This is a genomic window from Methylobacterium carpenticola, assembly GCF_042748905.1.
Taxonomy (GTDB): Bacteria; Pseudomonadota; Alphaproteobacteria; order Rhizobiales; family Beijerinckiaceae; genus Methylobacterium; species Methylobacterium carpenticola.
In genome coordinates, this window is the sequence record NZ_JBHZEO010000001.1 from 859,427 (window position 1) to 877,157 (window position 17,731).

Sequence of the window (17,731 nt, forward strand, 5' to 3'; positions counted from 1 at the left end):
GGCGCACGGGTGGCATGCAGGGCCCCGACCTTCGTGCGGTCTTGAATACGGGCCCCGGCCCGCGCAGAAGGCGTCGCCACTCTGGAATCGGTCCATGCCCACCTATCGCTCCCGCACGACCACCCACGGCCGCAACATGGCCGGTGCCCGCGGCCTCTGGCGCGCCACCGGGATGAAGGACGCCGATTTCGGCAAGCCGATCATCGCGGTGGTCAATTCCTTCACGCAGTTCGTGCCCGGCCACGTGCACCTGAAGGATCTGGGGCAGCTGGTCGCCCGCGAGATCGAGCAGGCCGGCGGGGTCGCCAAGGAGTTCAACACCATCGCGGTCGATGACGGCATCGCGATGGGCCATGACGGCATGCTCTACTCGCTGCCCTCGCGCGAGCTGATCGCGGATTCCGTCGAGTACATGGTCAACGCGCATTGCGCCGACGCCATGGTCTGCATCTCGAACTGCGACAAGATCACCCCCGGCATGCTGATGGCGGCTCTGCGCCTCAACATCCCCGTGGTGTTCGTCTCCGGCGGCCCGATGGAGGCCGGCAAGGTGGTGCTCGGCGGCACCCGCAAGAAGCTCGACCTCGTGGACGCCATGGTGGCGGCCGCCGACGACCGCGTCGCGGACGAGGACCTGCAGGTCATCGAGCGCTCGGCCTGCCCGACCTGCGGCTCCTGCTCGGGCATGTTCACCGCGAACTCGATGAACTGCCTCACGGAGGCCCTCGGCCTGTCGCTGCCCGGCAACGGTTCGGTGCTCGCCACCCACGCGGACCGGCGCCGCCTGTTCGTGGAGGCCGGCCACCTGATCGTGGATCTCGCCCGGCGCTACTACGAGCAGGACGATGCCAGCGTGCTGCCGCGCTCCATCGCGAGCCTCAAAGCCTTCGAGAACGCGATGACCCTCGACATCGCCATGGGCGGCTCGACCAACACGGTGCTGCACCTGCTCGCCGCCGCCCACGAGGCCGGCGTGAACTTCACCATGAGCGACATCGACCGCCTCTCCCGGCGGGTGCCGGTTTTGTGCAAGGTCGCGCCCGCGGTGGCGAACGTCCACATGGAGGACGTGCACCGGGCCGGCGGCATCATGGCCATCCTCGGCGAGCTCGACCGGGCGGGCCTCCTCGACACCACGGTCGGCAGCGTCCACGCGGCGAGCCTCGCCGCCGCCCTCGACCGCTGGGACGTGCGCCGCACCGACAGCCCGATGGTCCACAGCTTCTACGCGGCGGCGCCCGGCGGCATCCCGACCCAGACCGCCTTCTCGCAGGAGGCGCGCTACGACGGCCTCGACCTCGACCGCGAGACGGGCGTGCTGCGCGACGCGGAGCACGCCTATGCGCGCGACGGTGGCCTCGCGGTGCTCTACGGCAACCTCGCGACGGATGGCTGCATCGTGAAGACCGCGGGCGTCGATGCCAGCATCCTCACCTTCTCGGGCTCGGCCCACGTCTTCGAGAGCCAGGACGCGGCGGTGGAGGGCATCCTCGGCGGGCGCGTGACGGCGGGCGAGGTGGTGCTGATCCGCTACGAGGGGCCGCGCGGCGGGCCCGGCATGCAGGAGATGCTCTATCCGACGAGTTACCTGAAGTCGAAGGGCCTGGGGAAGGCCTGCGCCCTCGTCACGGACGGGCGCTTCTCGGGCGGTTCCTCGGGCCTGTCGATCGGCCACGTCTCGCCGGAGGCGGCGGAGGGCGGCCTGATCGGCCTCGTGGAGCAGGGCGACCGGATCGAGATCGACATCCCGAATCGCCGCATCCACCTCGCGGTGGACGAGACGGAGCTGGAGCGGCGGCGGGAGGCGCAGACGGCCAAGGGCTGGCAGCCGGCCGAGCCGCGCAAGCGCCAGGTCTCGGCGGCCCTGCGTGCCTACGCCCTGCTCACCACCAGCGCCGCGCAGGGGGCGGTGCGCAAGGTCTGATACGGTTTCCGGACGATCACTTTCGGAAACCGTATCACGAGCCCGCGCGGCGCCTGAGCGAGGCCGGTTTCCGCATCGCGAAGCGATCATCCGGAAACCGTATGAGCCGGAGGGGGCGTTCCGCCGCGGGCGCTGTCCCGGCGGCGGGCGCCCCTATATGGCGCCGGGACGCCCCCTTTCCCGGATGACCCCTTGCCCGGCTACCTGCCCTTCGCGGGCGCCCTCGATCTCCCGGCCTTCGTCTGCGACAATTGCGGCTTCTGGCAGCGGCACTTCGCGGAGCCGCCATCCTGCCCGCTCTGCCGCGATGCCCGCCACGTGGTGCCGCAGGACGGCTGGCGCTTCCGCGGTGTCGCCGAGGCTCAAGGTGCCTTTCCGTGCCACTGGGCCGAGGTCGAGCCCGGCGTGTGGAGGTTCTGGAACGATCCCGTCTCGGGGATCGGGCCGAGCGCCTACCTGATCACGACACCGGGCGGGAACATGGGCTTCGAGGGCTGCTCGGTGTTCAGCGAGGCGGCGCTCGATCGCATCGCGGCCCTCGGCGGGATGGCGGTGCTCTCCGCCTCGCATCCGCACAGCTACGCCGCCCTGCCGCAGCTGCAGGACCGCTTCGATCCGGAACTGGCGCTTCCGGCGGCCGACTTCGTGTGGAGCGCGGCGCTGCAGGTCTCCTGGCCCTACGACGACGCGCTGGAGCCGCTGCCCGGGCTCGAACTCCACCGCACAGCCGGCCACTTCGACGGCCACGCGGTGCTGTACGACCGGGCGCGAAAGATCCTGTTCTGCGGCGACGCGCTGAAATTCGAACTCGATCCCGCCGATCCCCGCCGGGCGCTGACGATCTCGGCCCACAAGGCCTTCGTGCGCGGGGTGCCGCTCACCCCGGCCGAGCTGCGCCGCTACCGGGCGGTCTTCGAGCGCCTCGACTTCGTGCAGACCTGGACGCCGTTCGAGCAGGCCGCGAATGTCGGGCGGCGCGAGGTGCTGGCCCTCATCGACGCCATGCTGGCGGGCCGTCCGCACGCCTCTCCGGTGCCGCTCTCGGACCTCGCATAGGCGCGGGGGGCCCGCGCCTACGCTGCCGGGATGTACTGGTACGTCCAGGTCTCGCTCAGGATCTCGTCGCCGCGGCGCAGGAACAGGCGCAGCTCCACCGGCTCGGGCCCCGTCACCGCGAGGTCGAACTCGGCCCGCCAATGGCCCGGCACGTCGTCCGGCACCGCCTCGGTGCGGGCGAGCGGGAAGCTGCCGCGCGAGGCGGTGAGCACCGGCTCGGGCTTCACCCCCGCCGGCAGCCGCGCCAGCGGCTCGCCCAGGAACTCCACCACGAACTTGCGCACGCCCCTCGGGCGATCCGTCCCGGCCTGCCCGCCATTGCCCTCGCGGGTGGCGACGCAGCGCGCGAAGGCGGAGGGGTAGGGCTCGTCCGCCACCCAGTGCAGGCGGTAGGCGAGGTCGTGCACCGTGCCGGCGCGGGCGGGCTCGGCCGGCACCCACATCGCCACGATGTTGTCGTGGATCTCGTCGTCGGTCGGGTTCTCGACCAGCTGCACGCTGCCGCGGCCCCAATCACCCAGGGGCTCGACCCAGAGCGAGGGCCGGCGGTCGTAATAGACCCCGTCCTGGTAGTGGTCGAAGATCCGGTCGCGCTGCATCAGGCCGAACCCGCGCGGGCGCTGGTCGGAGAAGGCCGAGACCATGGTGCGGGGCGGGTTGCGCAGGGGGCGCCAGAGGCGCTCGCCGGCGCCGGTCCACAGGGCGAGCCCGTCCGAATCATGCACCTCGGGCCGCCAGTCGACGGCGGAGGGCTTCGCCGTCTCCGAGAACCAGTACATGGAGGTGAGCGGCGCGAGGCCGAGGCGGCCCACGTCCCGGCGCAGATGCAGCTGCGCCTCGATCTCCATCACCACTGCCTTGGTGCGGCGCATCCGGAACCGGTAGGCGCCGGCCACCGAGGGGCCGTCGAGGAGCGTCATCACCGTGACGGTGTCGGCTTCGGGCGCCGGCGTCTCGAAGAAGACGTGGGTGAAGTCCGGGAATTCCTCCGGCCGGTCCGGCATCACCGTGTCGAGGGCGAGGCCGCGGGCCGAGAGGCCGTACTGGTAGAGTTCGCCGATCGCCCGGAAATACGAGGCGCCGAGGAAGGCCACCCAGTCGTTCTTCTTCCAGTCGAGGGCGCCGCCGCGGCGCTCCTGGAAGCGGAAGCCCGCGAAGCCGGGATTCGCCGGCAGGCGCCGGGCGGGGGAATCCGCCGGCATCTCGAAGGCGTCCCGATCGTAGATGATCTCGCGGGCCTGTCCCCCCTCGACCACGTGCATCCGCACCGGCTTCTGGAAGAAGCGGCCGAGATGGAAGAAGGTCACCGGGAAGGCGCTCGGCCCCTCCGCCCAGAGGGCGTGGTCCGGCTTGAAGCGCAGCTTGCCGTGGGCGTCGTAGTCGATCGCCTGGAGCACCTCCCGGTCGGGGATCGCGGGGGGCGCGTAGGGCGCCGCCGCGAGGTCGCGGGCGCGGGCCTTGAGATCCTCGAAGCTGAACGGGGCGGGTGATCCGAGGGGCAGCCCGGCCGCCAGGGAGGGAAGGCCGGAGCCGGCCAGCAGCGCGGCGGCGGACAGGAACGTGCGGCGGTCGAGCATGGGCGTCAGCGCCGGGTGCGGATCGGCTCGATGCTGGAGGCGCGCTGCCAGAGCTGGATCATGATCCAGAGGGCGACCAGGCTGAAGGCGACCATCAGGACGTGCCCGACGAGGTCGCCGAGTTCGAACAGGCCGGCGATGGCCCAGCCGGCCGCGATCGCCACGCCGAACACCTCCGTGCCGACCAGCACCATGATGCTGATCAGGGTGACGAGGTTGCGGGTGTTGAGGGATCCGGAGGGGGCGGACACGGGCGGGACCTTCGGGCGTGAAGCGGCAGAACCGCGGGACGGGGCCGGATCGTATTCCGTTCGGCGCCGGGGGGCAGTAGCCTGAAGGCCCCCTGCGGCGCAACCTGCGCCTTCGTCACGCCCTCCCGCTCACGCCATCCCAAGAGCCTCATGCCCGACACGCCGGTCTTCGCCCGCGCCGCCTGCGCGGCGCCCCACAGCCTCGCCGCCGAGAGCGGCCGCTCCGTCCTGGCGGAGGGCGGCAACGCCGTCGAGGCGATGCTCGCCATGGCGGCCACCATCGCGGTGGTCTACCCGCACATGAACGGCATCGGCGGCGACGGCTTCTGGCTGGTGCGCGAGCCGGGCGGGCGCGTCCACGCCATCGAGGCCTGCGGCCCGGCGGGATCGCTCGCCACCATCCGGCGCTACCGCGACAAGGGCTACGAGAGGATCCCCGACCGCGGACCGGACGCCGCCGTCACGGTGGCGGGGGCGGTCGGCGGCTGGGCGCTGGCGCGGGAGCTTGCCGCCGCGCTCGGCGGGCGGCTGCCGCTCGGTCTCCTCCTCGGCGACGCGATCCGCCACGCCCGGCAGGGTGTCGCGGTCTCGGCCTCCGAGGCGCGCTATACCCCGAAGGAACTCGACACGCTCCACGACCAGCCGGGCTTCGCGCCGACCTTTCTGATCGACGGCAAGCCGCCCCAGGCGGGGGCGATCCGCGCCCTGCCGGCCCTGGGCGCCACCCTGGAGCAGCTCGCCCATGCGGGCCTCGACGATTTCTACCGGGGCGATGTGGGGCGCGAGATCGCGTCCGATCTGGAGCGGGCCGGGAGCCCGGTGACCCGCCACGATCTCGAAGCCTACCGGGCGCGGTCCCGGGCGCCGCTCGCGCTGCGGCTCGCCAAGTCCACGGTCTACAACTGCCCGCCGCCGACCCAGGGGCTCGCCGCCCTGATGATCCTGGGGATCGTCGAGCGGCTGGGTGCGATCCCGCCCGAATCGCCCGCGTGGTGCCACGCCCTGATCGAGGCGACGAAGCGCGCCTTCCGGGTGCGCGACGCGGTGGTGACCGACTTCGACCGGCTGCGCCACGATCCGGCCGGCTTCCTGATGCCCGACCGCCTCGCCCGCGAGGCCGCGGCCATCGCCATGGACCGGGCCGCGCCCTATCCGCTGCGCCCGCTCGGCGACGGCGATACGGTCTGGATGGGGGCGATCGACGGGAACGGCCTCGCGGTCTCCTACATCCAGTCGGTCTACTGGGAGTTCGGCTCCGGCCTCGTCCTGCCGGGGACCGGGATCGCGTGGCAGAACCGCGGCACCTCGTTCTCCCTCGATCCGGGGGCCGCCAACCCGCTGGAGCCCGGCCGCAAGCCGTTCCACACCCTCAACCCGGCCATGGCCGTGCTCGATGACGGGCGGGTGGTTTCCTACGGCAGCATGGGCGGGGACGGGCAGCCGCAGTTCCAGGCCCAGGTCTTCACCCGCTACGCCCATGGCGGGATGGGCGTCGCCGATGCGGTCGACGCGCCGCGCCTCCTGTTCGGCCGGACCTGGGGCGCCGAATCGATGACCGTGAAGGTCGAGGACCGCTTCGATCCGTCCTGCATCGCCGCCCTGCGCCGCGCCGGCCACGAGGTGGAGGAACTCGGCGGCTCCTACATCGACTCCCTCGGCCATGCGGGGCTGCTGGTGCGCCATCCCGGCAACGGCCGGATCGAGGCGACCCACGACCCGCGCTCGGATGGCGGGGCGGCCGGGATCTGATACGGTTTCCGGAAGATCACTTTCGGAAACCGGATCACGAGCCCGCGCGGCGCCTGAGCGAGGCCGGTTTCCGCATCGCGAAGCGATCATCCGGAAACCGCATGAGAGACTGCACCGTCGATCAAGACGGCTCCCGGACATGAAAAACCCCTCTCCCGACCGGTCGGGAGAGGGGGTGTCGGCCGCCCGCGCGTCACGCGGCCTACCGCGGGGCGCGCTTGGCGAGGATCCGCTGCAGGGTGCGGCGGTGCATGTTGAGGCGGCGGGCCGTCTCCGAGACGTTGCGGTTGCACAGCTCGTAGACCCGCTGGATGTGCTCCCAGCGCACCCGGTCGGCGGACATCGGGTTCTCAGGCGGGTCGGCCCGCTCGCCCGGCTGGGCCATCAGCGTGCCGTGGATCTCGTCCGCGTCGGCGGGCTTCGCCAGGTAGTCGAAGGCGCCGAGCTTCACCGCCGTCACCGCGGTGGCGATGTTGCCGTAGCCGGTGAGGATCACGCCCCGGGCCTCCGGCCGGCGTTCCTTCAGGCGCGCGATCACGTCGAGGCCGTTGCCGTCGGCCAAGCGCATGTCGATGACCGCGAAGGCCGGCGGATGCGCATCCACCAGCGACACGCCCTCGGCGACGCTCTCGGCCACCTGGACCTGATAGCCGCGGGCCTCCATGGCGCGGGCGAGCCGCGTCGAGAAGGGCTTGTCGTCGTCCACGATCAGCAGGCTGCGATCGGCGTGGGCCGCCAACGGGTCGCCCTCGGGAATCGCCCCGGGGGCGGCCGCTGGGCTCGGGGTTCCAAACTGCGTCATCAAGAGACGATCCTCGCCATTCGTTCAGTTTCTTCAGGCCTTTATATAGGAACGTCGCGGGCCGGCGTTAGAGGGAGTGCACCATTTGTTCCTCCAATTCTGCGCAGCGCGACCTCTCTCTCGAAAACGTGACGGGGCCAGGCGATGCGGACGACCGCGCCCGTGGAGGGGTCGGCGGCGTTGGCGAGCGCGATCTGGGCGCCCGAGCGCTCGATCAGGGTCTTGGCGATGAACAGGCCGAGGCCGAGGCCGGAGCCGACCTCCCCGCCCTCGGCCCGGGAGGCGCCGCGGGTGGTGACGTAGGGCTCGCCCACCCGCAGCAGCACCTCCGGCGCGAAGCCCGGCCCGTCGTCCCGGATCTCCAGCCAGACCCGCTCGGCGTTCCAGCGGGCCTCGATGATCACCCGGCTCTCCGCGAAGTCGACCGCGTTGTCGACGATGTTCGACAAGCCGTAGAGCACGCCCGGGTTGCGCCGGCAGCTCGGCTCCGGCCCCTCGCCGCGGGTCGAGACGTCGAGGACGATCCCGAGCGCCCGCTGGGGTGCCACCAGCTCCTCCACGAGGTGGCTGATCGAGATCGTCTCCAGAAAGCCCGACTGGTCGTCGTCGAGGGAGGTCAGCTTCGAGAGGATGCCGCGGCAGCGCTCCACCTGCTCGCGCAGGAGCTTCAGGTCGTCGGCGACGGCGGGGGTGGCGGTGGGGCCGAGCGCCCGGTCGAGCTCGTTCACCACCACCGTGATGGTGGCGAGCGGCGTGCCGAGCTCGTGCGCCGCCGCGGCGGCGAGCCCGTCGAGCTGCGAGAGGTGCTGCTCGCGCGCGAGCACGATCTCGGTGGCGGCGAGTGCCTGGGCGAGCTGGCGCGCCTCCTCGGCGACCCGCCACGCGTAGACGCCCGTGAAGGCGATGCCGAGCAGGATCGCGGTCCAGACCCCCGACACGTACAGGAAGGGGATCTCCATCCGCTCGGCCGAGAACCAGGGCAGCGGCCGATGCACCAGGGCGAGCAGCGTCGACAGGCCGACCGCGAACAGCCCCAGCGCCAGCGTGTGGACCGGCGGCAGGGCCGTCGCCGAGATCAGCACCGGGGCGAGGAAGAGCAGCGAGAACGGGTTCTGCAGGCCGCCGGTGAGGAACAGCAGGGCGGCGAGCTGGGCGATGTCGAAGGCGAGCAGCAGCGCAGCGTTGGTGTCGCTGAGCCGGTAGCTTGCCGGGAAGCGCACCCGCAGCATCAGGTTCAGCCACGACGAGGCGGCGATCACGAGGAAGCACCAGCCGAAGGGCAGGGGCAGCCCGAGGCCCAGATGCGCGCCCGCCACCGCGGCGCTCTGCCCGGTGATGGCGAGCCAGCGCAGGCGCACCAGGGTGTCCAGGCGCAGGTGGCGCGCGTCGTGGACGAGATCGATCGGCGAGGCCTCTGTCATGTCACCACGATAGCGCGGGGCGCGCCGCCGCCCAGAGGACGCCTCGCGGGACCATGAAACATAATGCCGCTTTGATGGGCAGAACCTGCGACGAAAAAGGCACAGCCCGATCTATTTGGTATCATATTGCACCTTGGTAGGGGGACATGCCCTTGCGTCCGCGGCCCGGAACCATAACTTCAGGGTGGCAGTTGTAGGCTGGCGTCTCTGGGCGGCGCCGCGGCGCTGCTGGTTGTGAAACGGGCGGTCGCAGGCATGGATCTCTCATATTTCTGGTACGAAGCGGCCCACTGGATGCTGACGCCGGCCCGTGCTGCGGCCGATGCGACCCAGCTCGTGTTCCAGAACCCGGCCAATCCCATCTCCTACACGCCCTACGGCCGTACGGTCTCGGCGGCCTGCGAGATGTTCGAGCGCACCACCCGCCGGTACGGCAAGCCGGCCTTCGGCCTTCCGACGACGGTGGTGGAGGGCACGACCGTCGCGGTGAGCGAGCGGGTCGTCTGGGAGAAGCCGTTCGGCCGCGTGGTCGCCTTCGACCGCGCGCTCAAGCGCCCGACCGTGCAGGCCCAGCCCAAGGTGCTCGTGGTCGCCCCGATGTCGGGCCACTACGCCACGCTCCTGCGCGGCACCGTCGAGGCGCTGCTGCCGGCCCATCAGGTCTTCATCACCGACTGGAACGACGCCCGGATGGTCCCCCTGGACGAGGGGCGCTTCGACCTCGACACCTACATCGACTACCTGATCGAGATGTTCGGCCATCTCGGCCCGGACCTGCACGTGATGGCGGTCTGCCAGCCGGCCGTCCCGGTCTTCGCCGCGGTGGCGCGGATGGAGGCGGAGGGAATGCCGGGCGTGCCCACCTCCATGACGCTGATGGGCGGCCCGATCGACACCCGCCGCTCGCCGACCGCCGTGAACTGTCTCGCCGCCGAGCGCGGCATGGAGTGGTTCAAGCGCAATTGCATCACCGTCGTGCCGCCGGGCTATCCGGGCACCTGGCGCGAGGTCTATCCGGGGTTCTTCCAGCTCTCCGGCTTCATGGGCATGAACCTCGACCGGCACCTGACCGCGCATTGGGACATGTTCAAGCACCTCGTGCGCAATGACGGCGACTCGGCCGAGAAGCACCGCGAGTTCTACGACGAGTACCTGTCCGTGATGGATCTCACGGCCGAGTTCTATCTCCAGACCGTCGAGACCGTGTTCGTGGAGCACGCCCTGCCCAAGGGCACGATGCGCCACCACGACGCCCTCGTCGATCCGGCGTCGATCCGCCACTGCGCCATCATGGCGGTGGAGGGCGAGAAGGACGACATCTCCGGCGTCGGCCAGACCAAGGCGGCCCTCGACCTCGCGGTGAACCTGCCCGAGGAGCGCAAGCTCTACCATCTCCAGCAGGGCGTGGGGCATTACGGCGTCTTCAACGGCTCGCGGTTCCGCGCCCACATCCTGCCGCGCATCTCGGCCTTCATGCACGAGATGCAGGGCACGGCGGCGCCGGCTCTGCTTCAGGCAAGCTGAGGCGCGCCGACCCGCCGCAGCCGGCCCGCTGACAGGAGAGCCGCCGACCGCCTAGAATGCCTCCCATGCGAGTCGCGTTGCTGCGCCGGTCGGCGCCCGATCCCACCCACCTCACGGTCGAGCACGAGGGCACGAGCTTCCGCGTCTCCATGCGGCGGCGGGCGAGCGCCCGCCGCATCACGCTCCGGGTGTCGAGCGCGACCGGCGACGTCGTTCTCACGCTGCCGGAGCGCACGGCGGTCTCCACGGCCCAGCGCTTCGCCGATGCGCATGCGGGCTGGATCGCGGCGCGGGTCGCCACGGTGCCGGCCCGGGTCGCCCTCGAACCGGGGGCGCTGGTGCCGCTGCGGGGCGTTCCGCACCGCATCCTGCACTGGTCGGTCGGGACCGGCGCGACGGTGGCGACCCGCGACGCGGACGAATCACCGATCATCGCCGTGTCCGGCCAGCCGCCGCATGTCGGGCGCCGCGTGCGGGACTTTCTCGAAGCGGAGGCCCGGATCGACCTGCGCGAGGCCGTCACGCGTCATGCGCGGGCCCTCGGCCGGGCGCCGAAGCGCCTCACGGTGCGCGACACGCGCAGCCGCTGGGGCTCCTGCTCGGCGCAGGGGCACCTGAACTTCTCGTGGCGGCTGATCCTGGCGCCGACCTTCGTGCTCGACTACCTCGCCGCCCACGAGGTCGCCCACTTGGCCGAGATGAACCACTCGGACCGGTTCTGGACCCTGCTCGACCGGCTCTACCCGCGGGTCGAGGAGGCCGAGCGCTGGCTCAAGCGCCACGGCACGGAGCTGCACCGCTACGGGTAGCGGCGGATCCGGATCCGTGAGGCGCCGGGCGGGCTTCCGCTTCTTGCGCGCGTCCGCTCAGCCCTTGGTGCGCACCACCACCGCAGTCGTGGCCGGCCAGGTCGGGCGCGGATCGACCTCGCCCGGCGCCAGGGTGCGCGGCGCGATGGAATCGCAGACCTCGCGCTGGCGGATGATCACCGCGCCGGTCTCGTCCCGGCGGCGGATCAGGCCGCCGTCGCGGCAGAAGCCCGCGAGCTCCGCCGCGCGGCCGGCCCGCCGGCCCCGCGGGTTGCGCGCCACCGGCGGGTGCTCGATGGTCAGCGGTGCGGACCGTTCGAGCGAGCGCTCGATGTAGGTGGTCTCGTCCACGGGCAGCGGATCGGCGTGGGCGACGGCCGGCGCGGCCAGCAGAAGGGCGAGGGGGGCGGCTCTCAGGGACGGGCGCATGCTCGGCATCCGGTCGGGCGGGTGAAGCAGGAATCTAGAGTGGACCGGGTGCCGGAGAAAGGCACGGTCCGGCACTTCGGCAGAGGCTGTGTCATTGCTGCCGAGACGCGGGCGGCGTCGCCTGGAAGCGGTAGCCGGGATTGTCTTAAATAAGTGCCTCAAGCGAAAAACGGCCCGCTCACCAGCGCGCTCGGGCGCCTCATCCGGGCCGATCGCCGCTTCCGAAACGTTCCTTCGCTTGACAGTCAAGAATCCCCGTGGTCGGAAGCCGGCCGGGATCCGCCGACCGACGGCGCGGAACGGAGCGGGAGAGGCGTGCGAGACATGGTGCGACGGGGCGGGCTCCTGGCGGCCCTGCTGCTCGCGGCGGGGCTCTCCGCCGGACCGGCCGCGGCTCAGGGGGCGGTCAAGCAGACCTTCGACGACTGGCAGTTGCGCTGCGAGACGCCGGCCGGCGCCAAGGCCGAGCAATGCGCGCTCGTGCAGTACGTGGCGGCGGAGGATCGGCCGAACCTCACCCTGGCGGTGATCGTGCTGAAGACCGCCGACAACCGCGGCACGCTCCTGCGGGTGGTGGCGCCGCTCGGCATCCTGCTGCCCTCGGGCCTCGGGCTCAAGATCGATCAGGCCGATATCGGTCGCACCCTCTTCGTGCGCTGCCTCTCCACGGGCTGCGTCGCCGAGGTCGTGATGGACGAGAACCTGATCAAGCAGCTCAAGACCGGCCAGCAGGCGACCTTCATCGTGTTCCAAACCCCGGAGGAGGGCGTGGGCATCCCGCTCCCGCTCAAGGGCTTCGCGACCGGGTTCGACAAGCTGCAATAGCCGGGGACAGCATGGTGACGGCAGGCGGATTTCTGAGAGGATGTGCGGCTCTCCTGTGCGGGTCGGTGCTCGTCGCGAGCCCGGCCCGGGCGCTGGAGGATGACGGCAGCAACCCGCTCCTGAACATCTTCCGCTATGGCGGCACCACGAAGCCGCCGGAAGCGCCGCCGAACCCCGACGATGCCTATTGCCCGCCCGTCGACGTGGCGGAGGGCGGGGCCTCCCTCCAGGCGCTCGCGGGCGGCGCGGTGCGCCATCAGATCGCGATCGCGCAGGTGAGCCGGGAGTGCAGCACCGGGCCGGGCGGCACGGTCGTGGTCAAGGTGGGCGTGCAGGGGCGGGCGCTGCTCGGGCCCGGCGGCGCGCCGGGGCGCTACGACGCGCCCGTCACCGTGACCGTCAAGCACGGCAGCACGGTCATCGCCCGCCGCAGCCGGCGCGCCGCCGTGACGATCCCCGCGGGCGCGGCGAGTGCCACCTTCGCCATCGTCGAGGAGGGCCTCACGGTGCCGGCCTCCGCGGCGGCGGATTTCGAGATCGAGGTGGGGCTCGGCGGCGGCGGGTCCGCGAAGCCCGCCCGGCGGACCCGCAAGCCTGCGGCCGTCGCCGCGCCGGCGGAATGACGCCGCCGCCTTCGTGCCTCCGACGCCGGTCCCTCTCGCCCCGCACGACGATCCCGATTTCACCCGCCGCCTCGTCCTGCCGCGCGCGCCGGGCGGGTCCTGGCTGTCGCTGACCGTCGCCGCCGGCCGCTTCGCGCGGCCGACCCGCCCGGTGCTCCGCTTCCTGCGGGCGGGGGGGCACGCGGATGCCGTGCTGCCGGGCCCCGTGCTGGGGCGGGCCTCCTGGCTCGGCCCGGTTCCGCCCGGCACCGAAACCATCCTGCTCGCCGCCCCCGCCGAGGGGTTCCGGATCGAGGCGGCGCGGCTCCTCGGACTGCCGGCGGTGCTCGCCCGGGCGGCCCGGGCCCGGCCCGCCATCCTCGCCGCCGCCCTCTATCACGCGGCGCGGCGTGACCGGCGCCGGTTTCACAACATGCTGCGCATCGCCGCCGCGGTGACGCCCCTCGACGGCTATGCGGCCTGGAAGGCCGCGCGCGCCCGCGCCTTCGAGCCCGCCTTCGACCGGCGCGCCGCCGCGCCGCCCCGGCGGATCGGTCTGCGGCTCGAAGCCGATCCCGCCGAGCGGGAGGCCGTGCGGCGCACCGTGTCGGCGCTCGTCGGCCAGAGCCACCGCGACTGGCAGCTCGCCCTGGCGTGGCGCGGGACGCCGCCCGGCGCGGGCGCGCTGCCGCAGGATCCGCGGATCGTCGACCGTCCCGGCTTCCCGCAGGCCGAGGCCGTGATGAGCCTCCATCCCGGCGACGTGCTGGCGCCGGATGCGCTGGCGCAGCTCGCGGATGCGCTGGAGGGGGCCGACCTTGCCTATGCGGACGAGGAGATCGAGACCCGGGCCGGGGTGGTTCCCCGCCTCAAGCCGGACTGGAGCCCGGACTTCGCCCTCGCCACGGGCTATCCGGGCCGACCGCTCCTGATCGCGCGGCGGCTCCTCGATGCCTGCGGCTGGAATCCGGCGGAGGGGCTGACCGCGCTGCCGCGGGCGGCCTTCCTGGCCGTTGCCCCGGAGAGGGCCCGCCATGTGGCCCGCCCGCTCTGCCGCCGTCCCGAGGGGCCGGACGATCCGGAGGCCCAGATCGCGGATCTCACCGCCGCCCTCGCCCGGGCGGGCTCCCCGGCCCGGCCGCGCCGGGCGAAGGGCGTGCTCGATCTCGCGTGGCCGCTGCCGGTGCCGCCGCCCCTCGTCTCGGTGGTGATCCCGACCCGCGACCGCCCGGAACTGATCCGCGTCGCCGTGCGCGGCGTGCTGACGGAGACCGATTACCCGGCGATCGAACTCGTGATCGTCGACAACGGCTCGGTCGATCCCGCGGTCGCCGCCCTCTACGACAGCCTGGAGCCGGACGGCCGCGTGCGCCGCCTCGACCGGCCGGGCCCGTTCAACTTCTCCGGCCTCGTCAATGCGGGCGTGGCGGCCTCGCGCGGGGCGGTGGTGGTGCTCCTCAACAACGACGTCGCCGTGCGCGAGCCGGGCTGGCTCGCCGAGATGGCGGCGCTCGCCCTGCGCCCCGGCATCGGTGCGGTGGGGGCGAAGCTCCTCTACGGCAACGGGCGCCTGCAGCATGCGGGCGTGGTGGTCGGGCTCGGCGGCCGGGCGGGCCACATCCTGCGCAACCGCCCCGCCGACACGCCGGGCCATCTCGGGCGCCTCACGGTGACGCACGAGGTCGCGGGTGTCACCGCCGCCTGCCTCGCCGTGACGCGCGCGGCCTTCGACCGGATCGGCGGCTTCGACGCGGAGGCCTTCGCGGTCGATTTCAACGACATCGACTTCTGCCTGCGGCTGCGGGCGGCGGGGCTTCGCAACCTCTGGACGCCGCACGCGGTGCTCGACCACCACGAATCCGTGAGCCGCGGGCCCGCCGTGGGCGCCGCGCGGCTGCGCTTCGAGGCCGAGGCCGAGCGCTTCGCCGCCCGCTGGCGGGACGTCATCCGGGACGACCCCTATTATCACCCGGCCCTCTCCCTCACGACCTTCGGGGAGGATCTGGAGTGAGGATCCCGCGGTTCTTCCCTCTGCAGCCCGCCTTCGACGCGCTGCGCTTCGCCGAGCCGCTGGGACGGCCATCCCCCGGGCGATGGCTCGCGGCGCTGCCGGTGCTGGCCCGGCAGCCGCGCGCGGCGCTCGCCCTCGCGCGGGCGTGGCTCGGCGGCAAGCGCGTGCGGGCGCGCAATCTCGCCACCGCCCTCCTCGGCGCCGCCCACCGGCTGCATCCGCGCTCCGTGCCGGCGCCGGAGCGGGCGGCCCTGCCGGAGGATCCCGTCATCCTCTGCCCGCCGGGCCACGCGCTGGCGGCGGGGGCGGTGGCCCTGATCGTGGAGGCGTTCCGGAGGGAGCCGGGGCTCCAGGCGCTCTACGGCGACGCGCTGGTGCTCGGGCCCGGCGACGCGCCGCTGTTCCCGCTCCTGCGTCCGGCCTTCGATCCGGATTTCCTGCGCGCGGTCGACTATGTCGGGCCGGTCGTGGCGCTGCGGCGATCCGCCCGCGACGAGGGCGGCCCGGCGGAAGGTCCCGCGCTCCTCCTGGACCTGCACGAGCGGCACGGGCCCGGAGCCGTCCGCCACCTGCCGCGGCTGCTCTCGCTCTGGCGGCCCTTCGCGGCGCAGGCGCCGGGTGGGGCGGTCGGGCGCGGCCCTGCCGTCGTGCCGGCCCTCCGCCGGCCGCTGCCGGACCCCTTGCCCGTGGTCAGCCTGATCGTGCCGACCCGCGACCGGGTCGATCTCCTGCGCACCTGCCTCGACAGCCTCGGCGCCTGCACCGATTGGCCGGCGCTGGAGATCATCGTCTGCGACAACGACAGCCGCGAGACCGAGACCCTGGCGTATTTCCGGGAGATCGCGGCGGCGGGCCGTGCCCGGGTGCTGGCCTGTCCCGGCCCGTTCAACTTCGCGGCCATGAACAACCGGGCCGCGGACGTCGCCCGGGGCCGACTCCTCGGCTTCGTCAACAACGACGTCGAGGCGTTCCGGCCCGACTGGCTGCGGCGGATGGCCGAGGAGGCCCTGCGGCCGGAGGTCGGGGCGGTGGGGGCGAAGCTCCTCGACGGGGCCGGGCGCATCCAGCACGGCGGCATCGTGCTCGGCACGGGCGGGCTCGTCACCCACGCCCATCGGCACTTTCCCGGCGACGCCCCGGGCTATCTCCACCGGCTCGCGGCGACGCACCGAGTCTCGGCGGTCACGGCCGCCTGCCTCGTGGTGGAGGCGCGCAAGTTCGCGGAGGTCGGCGGCTTCGACGCGGAGGCCTTCGCGGTCGATTTCAACGACGTCGATCTCTGCCTGCGCCTGGATCGGGCGGGCTATCGCACGCTGATGGTGCCGGGGGCGGTGCTGCATCACCGCGAGGCGGCGAGCCGCCGCTGGACGGACGCCGCTCGGGCGCGCCACGCGGCGGAGGTCGCGGCTTTTCGCGCCCGCTGGGGCACGGCGCTCGGTGCCGATCCCTGGTACCACCCGGGCTTCGATCCGCAGGCGCCGACCTATACGCGCCTCGGGCCGGCCCCCGCACAGGCCTCCCTGCGCTGAAACGCGAACGGGGCCGCCGATCCGGCAGCCCCGCTCCAAGTGTCGTCTCCAAGTGTCGTCGGTGAGCCGCGTCGCTACTGGACGAGGCGGGGGCCGCCGGCCTGCACCTTCTCGTTCTCGCCGAGGATGCCGAGACGGCGGGCGACCTCGGAATAAGCCTCGATCAGGCCGCCCAGATCCTTGCGGAAGCGGTCCTTGTCGAGCTTGTCCTGGCTCTTGATGTCCCAGAGGCGGCACGAATCGGGGGAGATCTCGTCGGCGACGACGATGCGCATCAGGTCGCCTTCCCAGAGCCGGCCGGTCTCCATCTTGAAGTCGACGAGGCGGATGCCGACGCCGAGGAAGAGACCCGACAGGAAGTCGTTGACCCGGATGGCCAGCGCCATGATGTCGTCGATCTCCTGCGGCGTCGCCCAGCCGAAGGCCGTGATGTGCTCTTCCGACACCATCGGGTCGTTGAGCTGGTCGTTCTTGTAGTAGAACTCGATGATCGAGCGCGGAAGCTGGGTGCCCTCCTCGAGGCCGAGCCGCGTCGCCAGCGAGCCGGCCGCCACGTTGCGCACCACGACCTCGAGCGGGATGATCTCGACCTCGCGGATCAGCTGCTCGCGCATGTTGAGCCGGCGGATGAAATGCGTGGGCACGCCGATGTCGTTGAGGTGCTGAAACACGAATTCGGAGATCCGGTTGTTCAGCACGCCCTTGCCGTCGATCACCTCGTGCTTCTTGGCGTTGAAGGCGGTCGCATCATCCTTGAAGTGCTGGATGAGCGTGCCCGGCTCCGGTCCCTCATAGAGGACCTTCGCCTTGCCCTCGTAGATGCGACGGCGGCGGTTCATAGGCGTGTACCGTGGTTTGAGGAAATCCATGGGGCCGTGGCTCCAAAAAACGTGTGAGGCCCGCGGCGCGGCGACCCGAAACCAGGTCGGGCCGGGGACGCATCGTCCCGGCAGCCGGTCGCAAACTACCCGAAGCGGAAAGGCAGCACAACGCGCTGGCCGGGCCGCGACGGCGCGGCTCGTCCTCCGAAGGGTCGGCCAAGCATCTGGCCGGGTGTGCGGCGGATCGGGGCCGCCGTCCCTGTCGTGCACTGCAATGCCCGGCATGTGGTTCCGGGCGGGCCATGTGTCAAGAATCGCTGATTTTCGGCGCGGATCAAGCCGCCTCGACGCGGGCGCCGCCGCTGCCTTAAGCTGAGACCGACCGGACGGGAGTGCCGGAC

Annotated in this window: 15 protein-coding genes; 9 read left to right on the plus strand and 6 right to left on the minus strand. The window is 72.3% G+C overall.

Annotated features, from left to right (window positions below; all coding sequences use genetic code 11):
* The first annotated feature begins 94 nt into the window (after window positions 1-94).
* Together ilvD and ACE101_RS04090 are read left to right on the plus strand one after the other, a co-directional pair.
* Window positions 95-1,924: a dihydroxy-acid dehydratase gene (gene ilvD / locus ACE101_RS04085; protein ID WP_379126276.1), complete on the plus strand. Its 1,830-nt coding sequence runs from the start codon at window positions 95-97 to the stop codon at window positions 1,922-1,924.
* 192 nt (window positions 1,925-2,116) lie between these two features.
* Window positions 2,117-2,980, plus strand: a complete 864-nt coding sequence (locus tag ACE101_RS04090) for an MBL fold metallo-hydrolase (protein WP_379126277.1) — start codon at window positions 2,117-2,119, stop codon at window positions 2,978-2,980.
* 17 nt (window positions 2,981-2,997) lie between these two features.
* On the opposite strand, the gene ACE101_RS04095 is transcribed toward ACE101_RS04090, so the two are convergent.
* Complete coding sequence (locus tag ACE101_RS04095) at window positions 2,998-4,557, minus strand: OpgD/OpgG family glucan biosynthesis protein (protein ID WP_379126278.1); 1,560 nt, start codon at window positions 4,555-4,557, stop codon at window positions 2,998-3,000.
* Between the two features lie 5 nt (window positions 4,558-4,562).
* Window positions 4,563-4,751, minus strand: coding sequence for a hypothetical protein (locus ACE101_RS04100; protein WP_379138465.1), 189 nt, complete (start codon window positions 4,749-4,751; stop codon window positions 4,563-4,565).
* 207 nt (window positions 4,752-4,958) lie between these two features.
* Here ACE101_RS04100 and ACE101_RS04105 point away from each other — a divergent pair, with 207 nt between their 5' ends.
* Window positions 4,959-6,557: a gamma-glutamyltransferase family protein gene (locus ACE101_RS04105; RefSeq protein WP_379126280.1), complete on the plus strand. Its 1,599-nt coding sequence runs from the start codon at window positions 4,959-4,961 to the stop codon at window positions 6,555-6,557.
* A 202-nt stretch (window positions 6,558-6,759) separates the two neighbouring features.
* On the opposite strand, the gene ACE101_RS04110 is transcribed toward ACE101_RS04105, so the two are convergent.
* Both ACE101_RS04110 and ACE101_RS04115 read right to left on the minus strand, forming a co-directional pair.
* On the minus strand, window positions 6,760-7,359 hold the full coding sequence (locus ACE101_RS04110) for an ActR/PrrA/RegA family redox response regulator transcription factor (RefSeq protein WP_379126281.1): 600 nt from the start codon (window positions 7,357-7,359) through the stop codon (window positions 6,760-6,762).
* Window positions 7,360-7,400: 41 nt separating this feature from the next.
* Window positions 7,401-8,780 carry an ActS/PrrB/RegB family redox-sensitive histidine kinase gene (locus ACE101_RS04115; RefSeq protein WP_379126282.1) on the minus strand — a complete coding sequence of 460 codons (1,380 nt, stop codon included), beginning with the start codon at window positions 8,778-8,780 and terminating at the stop codon, window positions 7,401-7,403.
* Window positions 8,781-9,035: 255 nt separating this feature from the next.
* On the opposite strand from ACE101_RS04115, the gene ACE101_RS04120 reads away from it, so the two are divergent.
* Window positions 9,036-10,304, plus strand: a complete 1,269-nt coding sequence (locus tag ACE101_RS04120) for a polyhydroxyalkanoate depolymerase (protein WP_379126283.1) — start codon at window positions 9,036-9,038, stop codon at window positions 10,302-10,304.
* Window positions 10,305-10,369: 65 nt separating this feature from the next.
* Entirely contained in the window at window positions 10,370-11,113 is a 744-nt protein-coding gene (locus tag ACE101_RS04125; RefSeq protein ID WP_379126284.1) for a M48 family metallopeptidase, read from the plus strand.
* 57 nt (window positions 11,114-11,170) lie between these two features.
* On the opposite strand, the gene ACE101_RS04130 is transcribed toward ACE101_RS04125, so the two are convergent.
* A complete protein-coding gene (locus ACE101_RS04130; protein ID WP_379126285.1) occupies window positions 11,171-11,542 on the minus strand; it encodes a hypothetical protein in 372 nt (123 codons plus the stop codon).
* Window positions 11,543-11,866: 324 nt separating this feature from the next.
* Here ACE101_RS04130 and ACE101_RS04135 point away from each other — a divergent pair, with 324 nt between their 5' ends.
* The 4 genes from ACE101_RS04135 to ACE101_RS04150 all read left to right on the plus strand — a co-directional run bounded on the left by ACE101_RS04135 (window position 11,867) and on the right by ACE101_RS04150 (window position 16,509).
* Complete coding sequence (locus ACE101_RS04135; protein ID WP_379126286.1) at window positions 11,867-12,367, plus strand: invasion associated locus B family protein; 501 nt, start codon at window positions 11,867-11,869, stop codon at window positions 12,365-12,367.
* Between the two features lie 65 nt (window positions 12,368-12,432).
* On the plus strand, window positions 12,433-12,990 hold the full coding sequence (locus ACE101_RS04140; protein WP_379126288.1) for a hypothetical protein: 558 nt from the start codon (window positions 12,433-12,435) through the stop codon (window positions 12,988-12,990).
* Window positions 12,991-13,003: 13 nt separating this feature from the next.
* On the plus strand, window positions 13,004-14,980 hold the full coding sequence (locus ACE101_RS04145) for a glycosyltransferase (protein ID WP_379126289.1): 1,977 nt from the start codon (window positions 13,004-13,006) through the stop codon (window positions 14,978-14,980).
* The gene (locus ACE101_RS04150; RefSeq protein ID WP_379126290.1) at window positions 14,977-16,509 is read left to right on the plus strand and encodes a glycosyltransferase family 2 protein; all 1,533 of its coding nucleotides are present in this window, start codon (window positions 14,977-14,979) and stop codon (window positions 16,507-16,509) included. The genes ACE101_RS04145 and ACE101_RS04150 overlap by 4 nt, the downstream gene beginning before the upstream one ends.
* A gap of 74 nt (window positions 16,510-16,583) precedes the next feature.
* Here ACE101_RS04150 and purC read toward each other — a convergent pair whose 3' ends face one another.
* Window positions 16,584-17,378: a phosphoribosylaminoimidazolesuccinocarboxamide synthase gene (purC, locus tag ACE101_RS04155; protein WP_379126291.1), complete on the minus strand. Its 795-nt coding sequence runs from the start codon at window positions 17,376-17,378 to the stop codon at window positions 16,584-16,586.
* Window positions 17,379-17,731 lie beyond the last annotated feature (353 nt).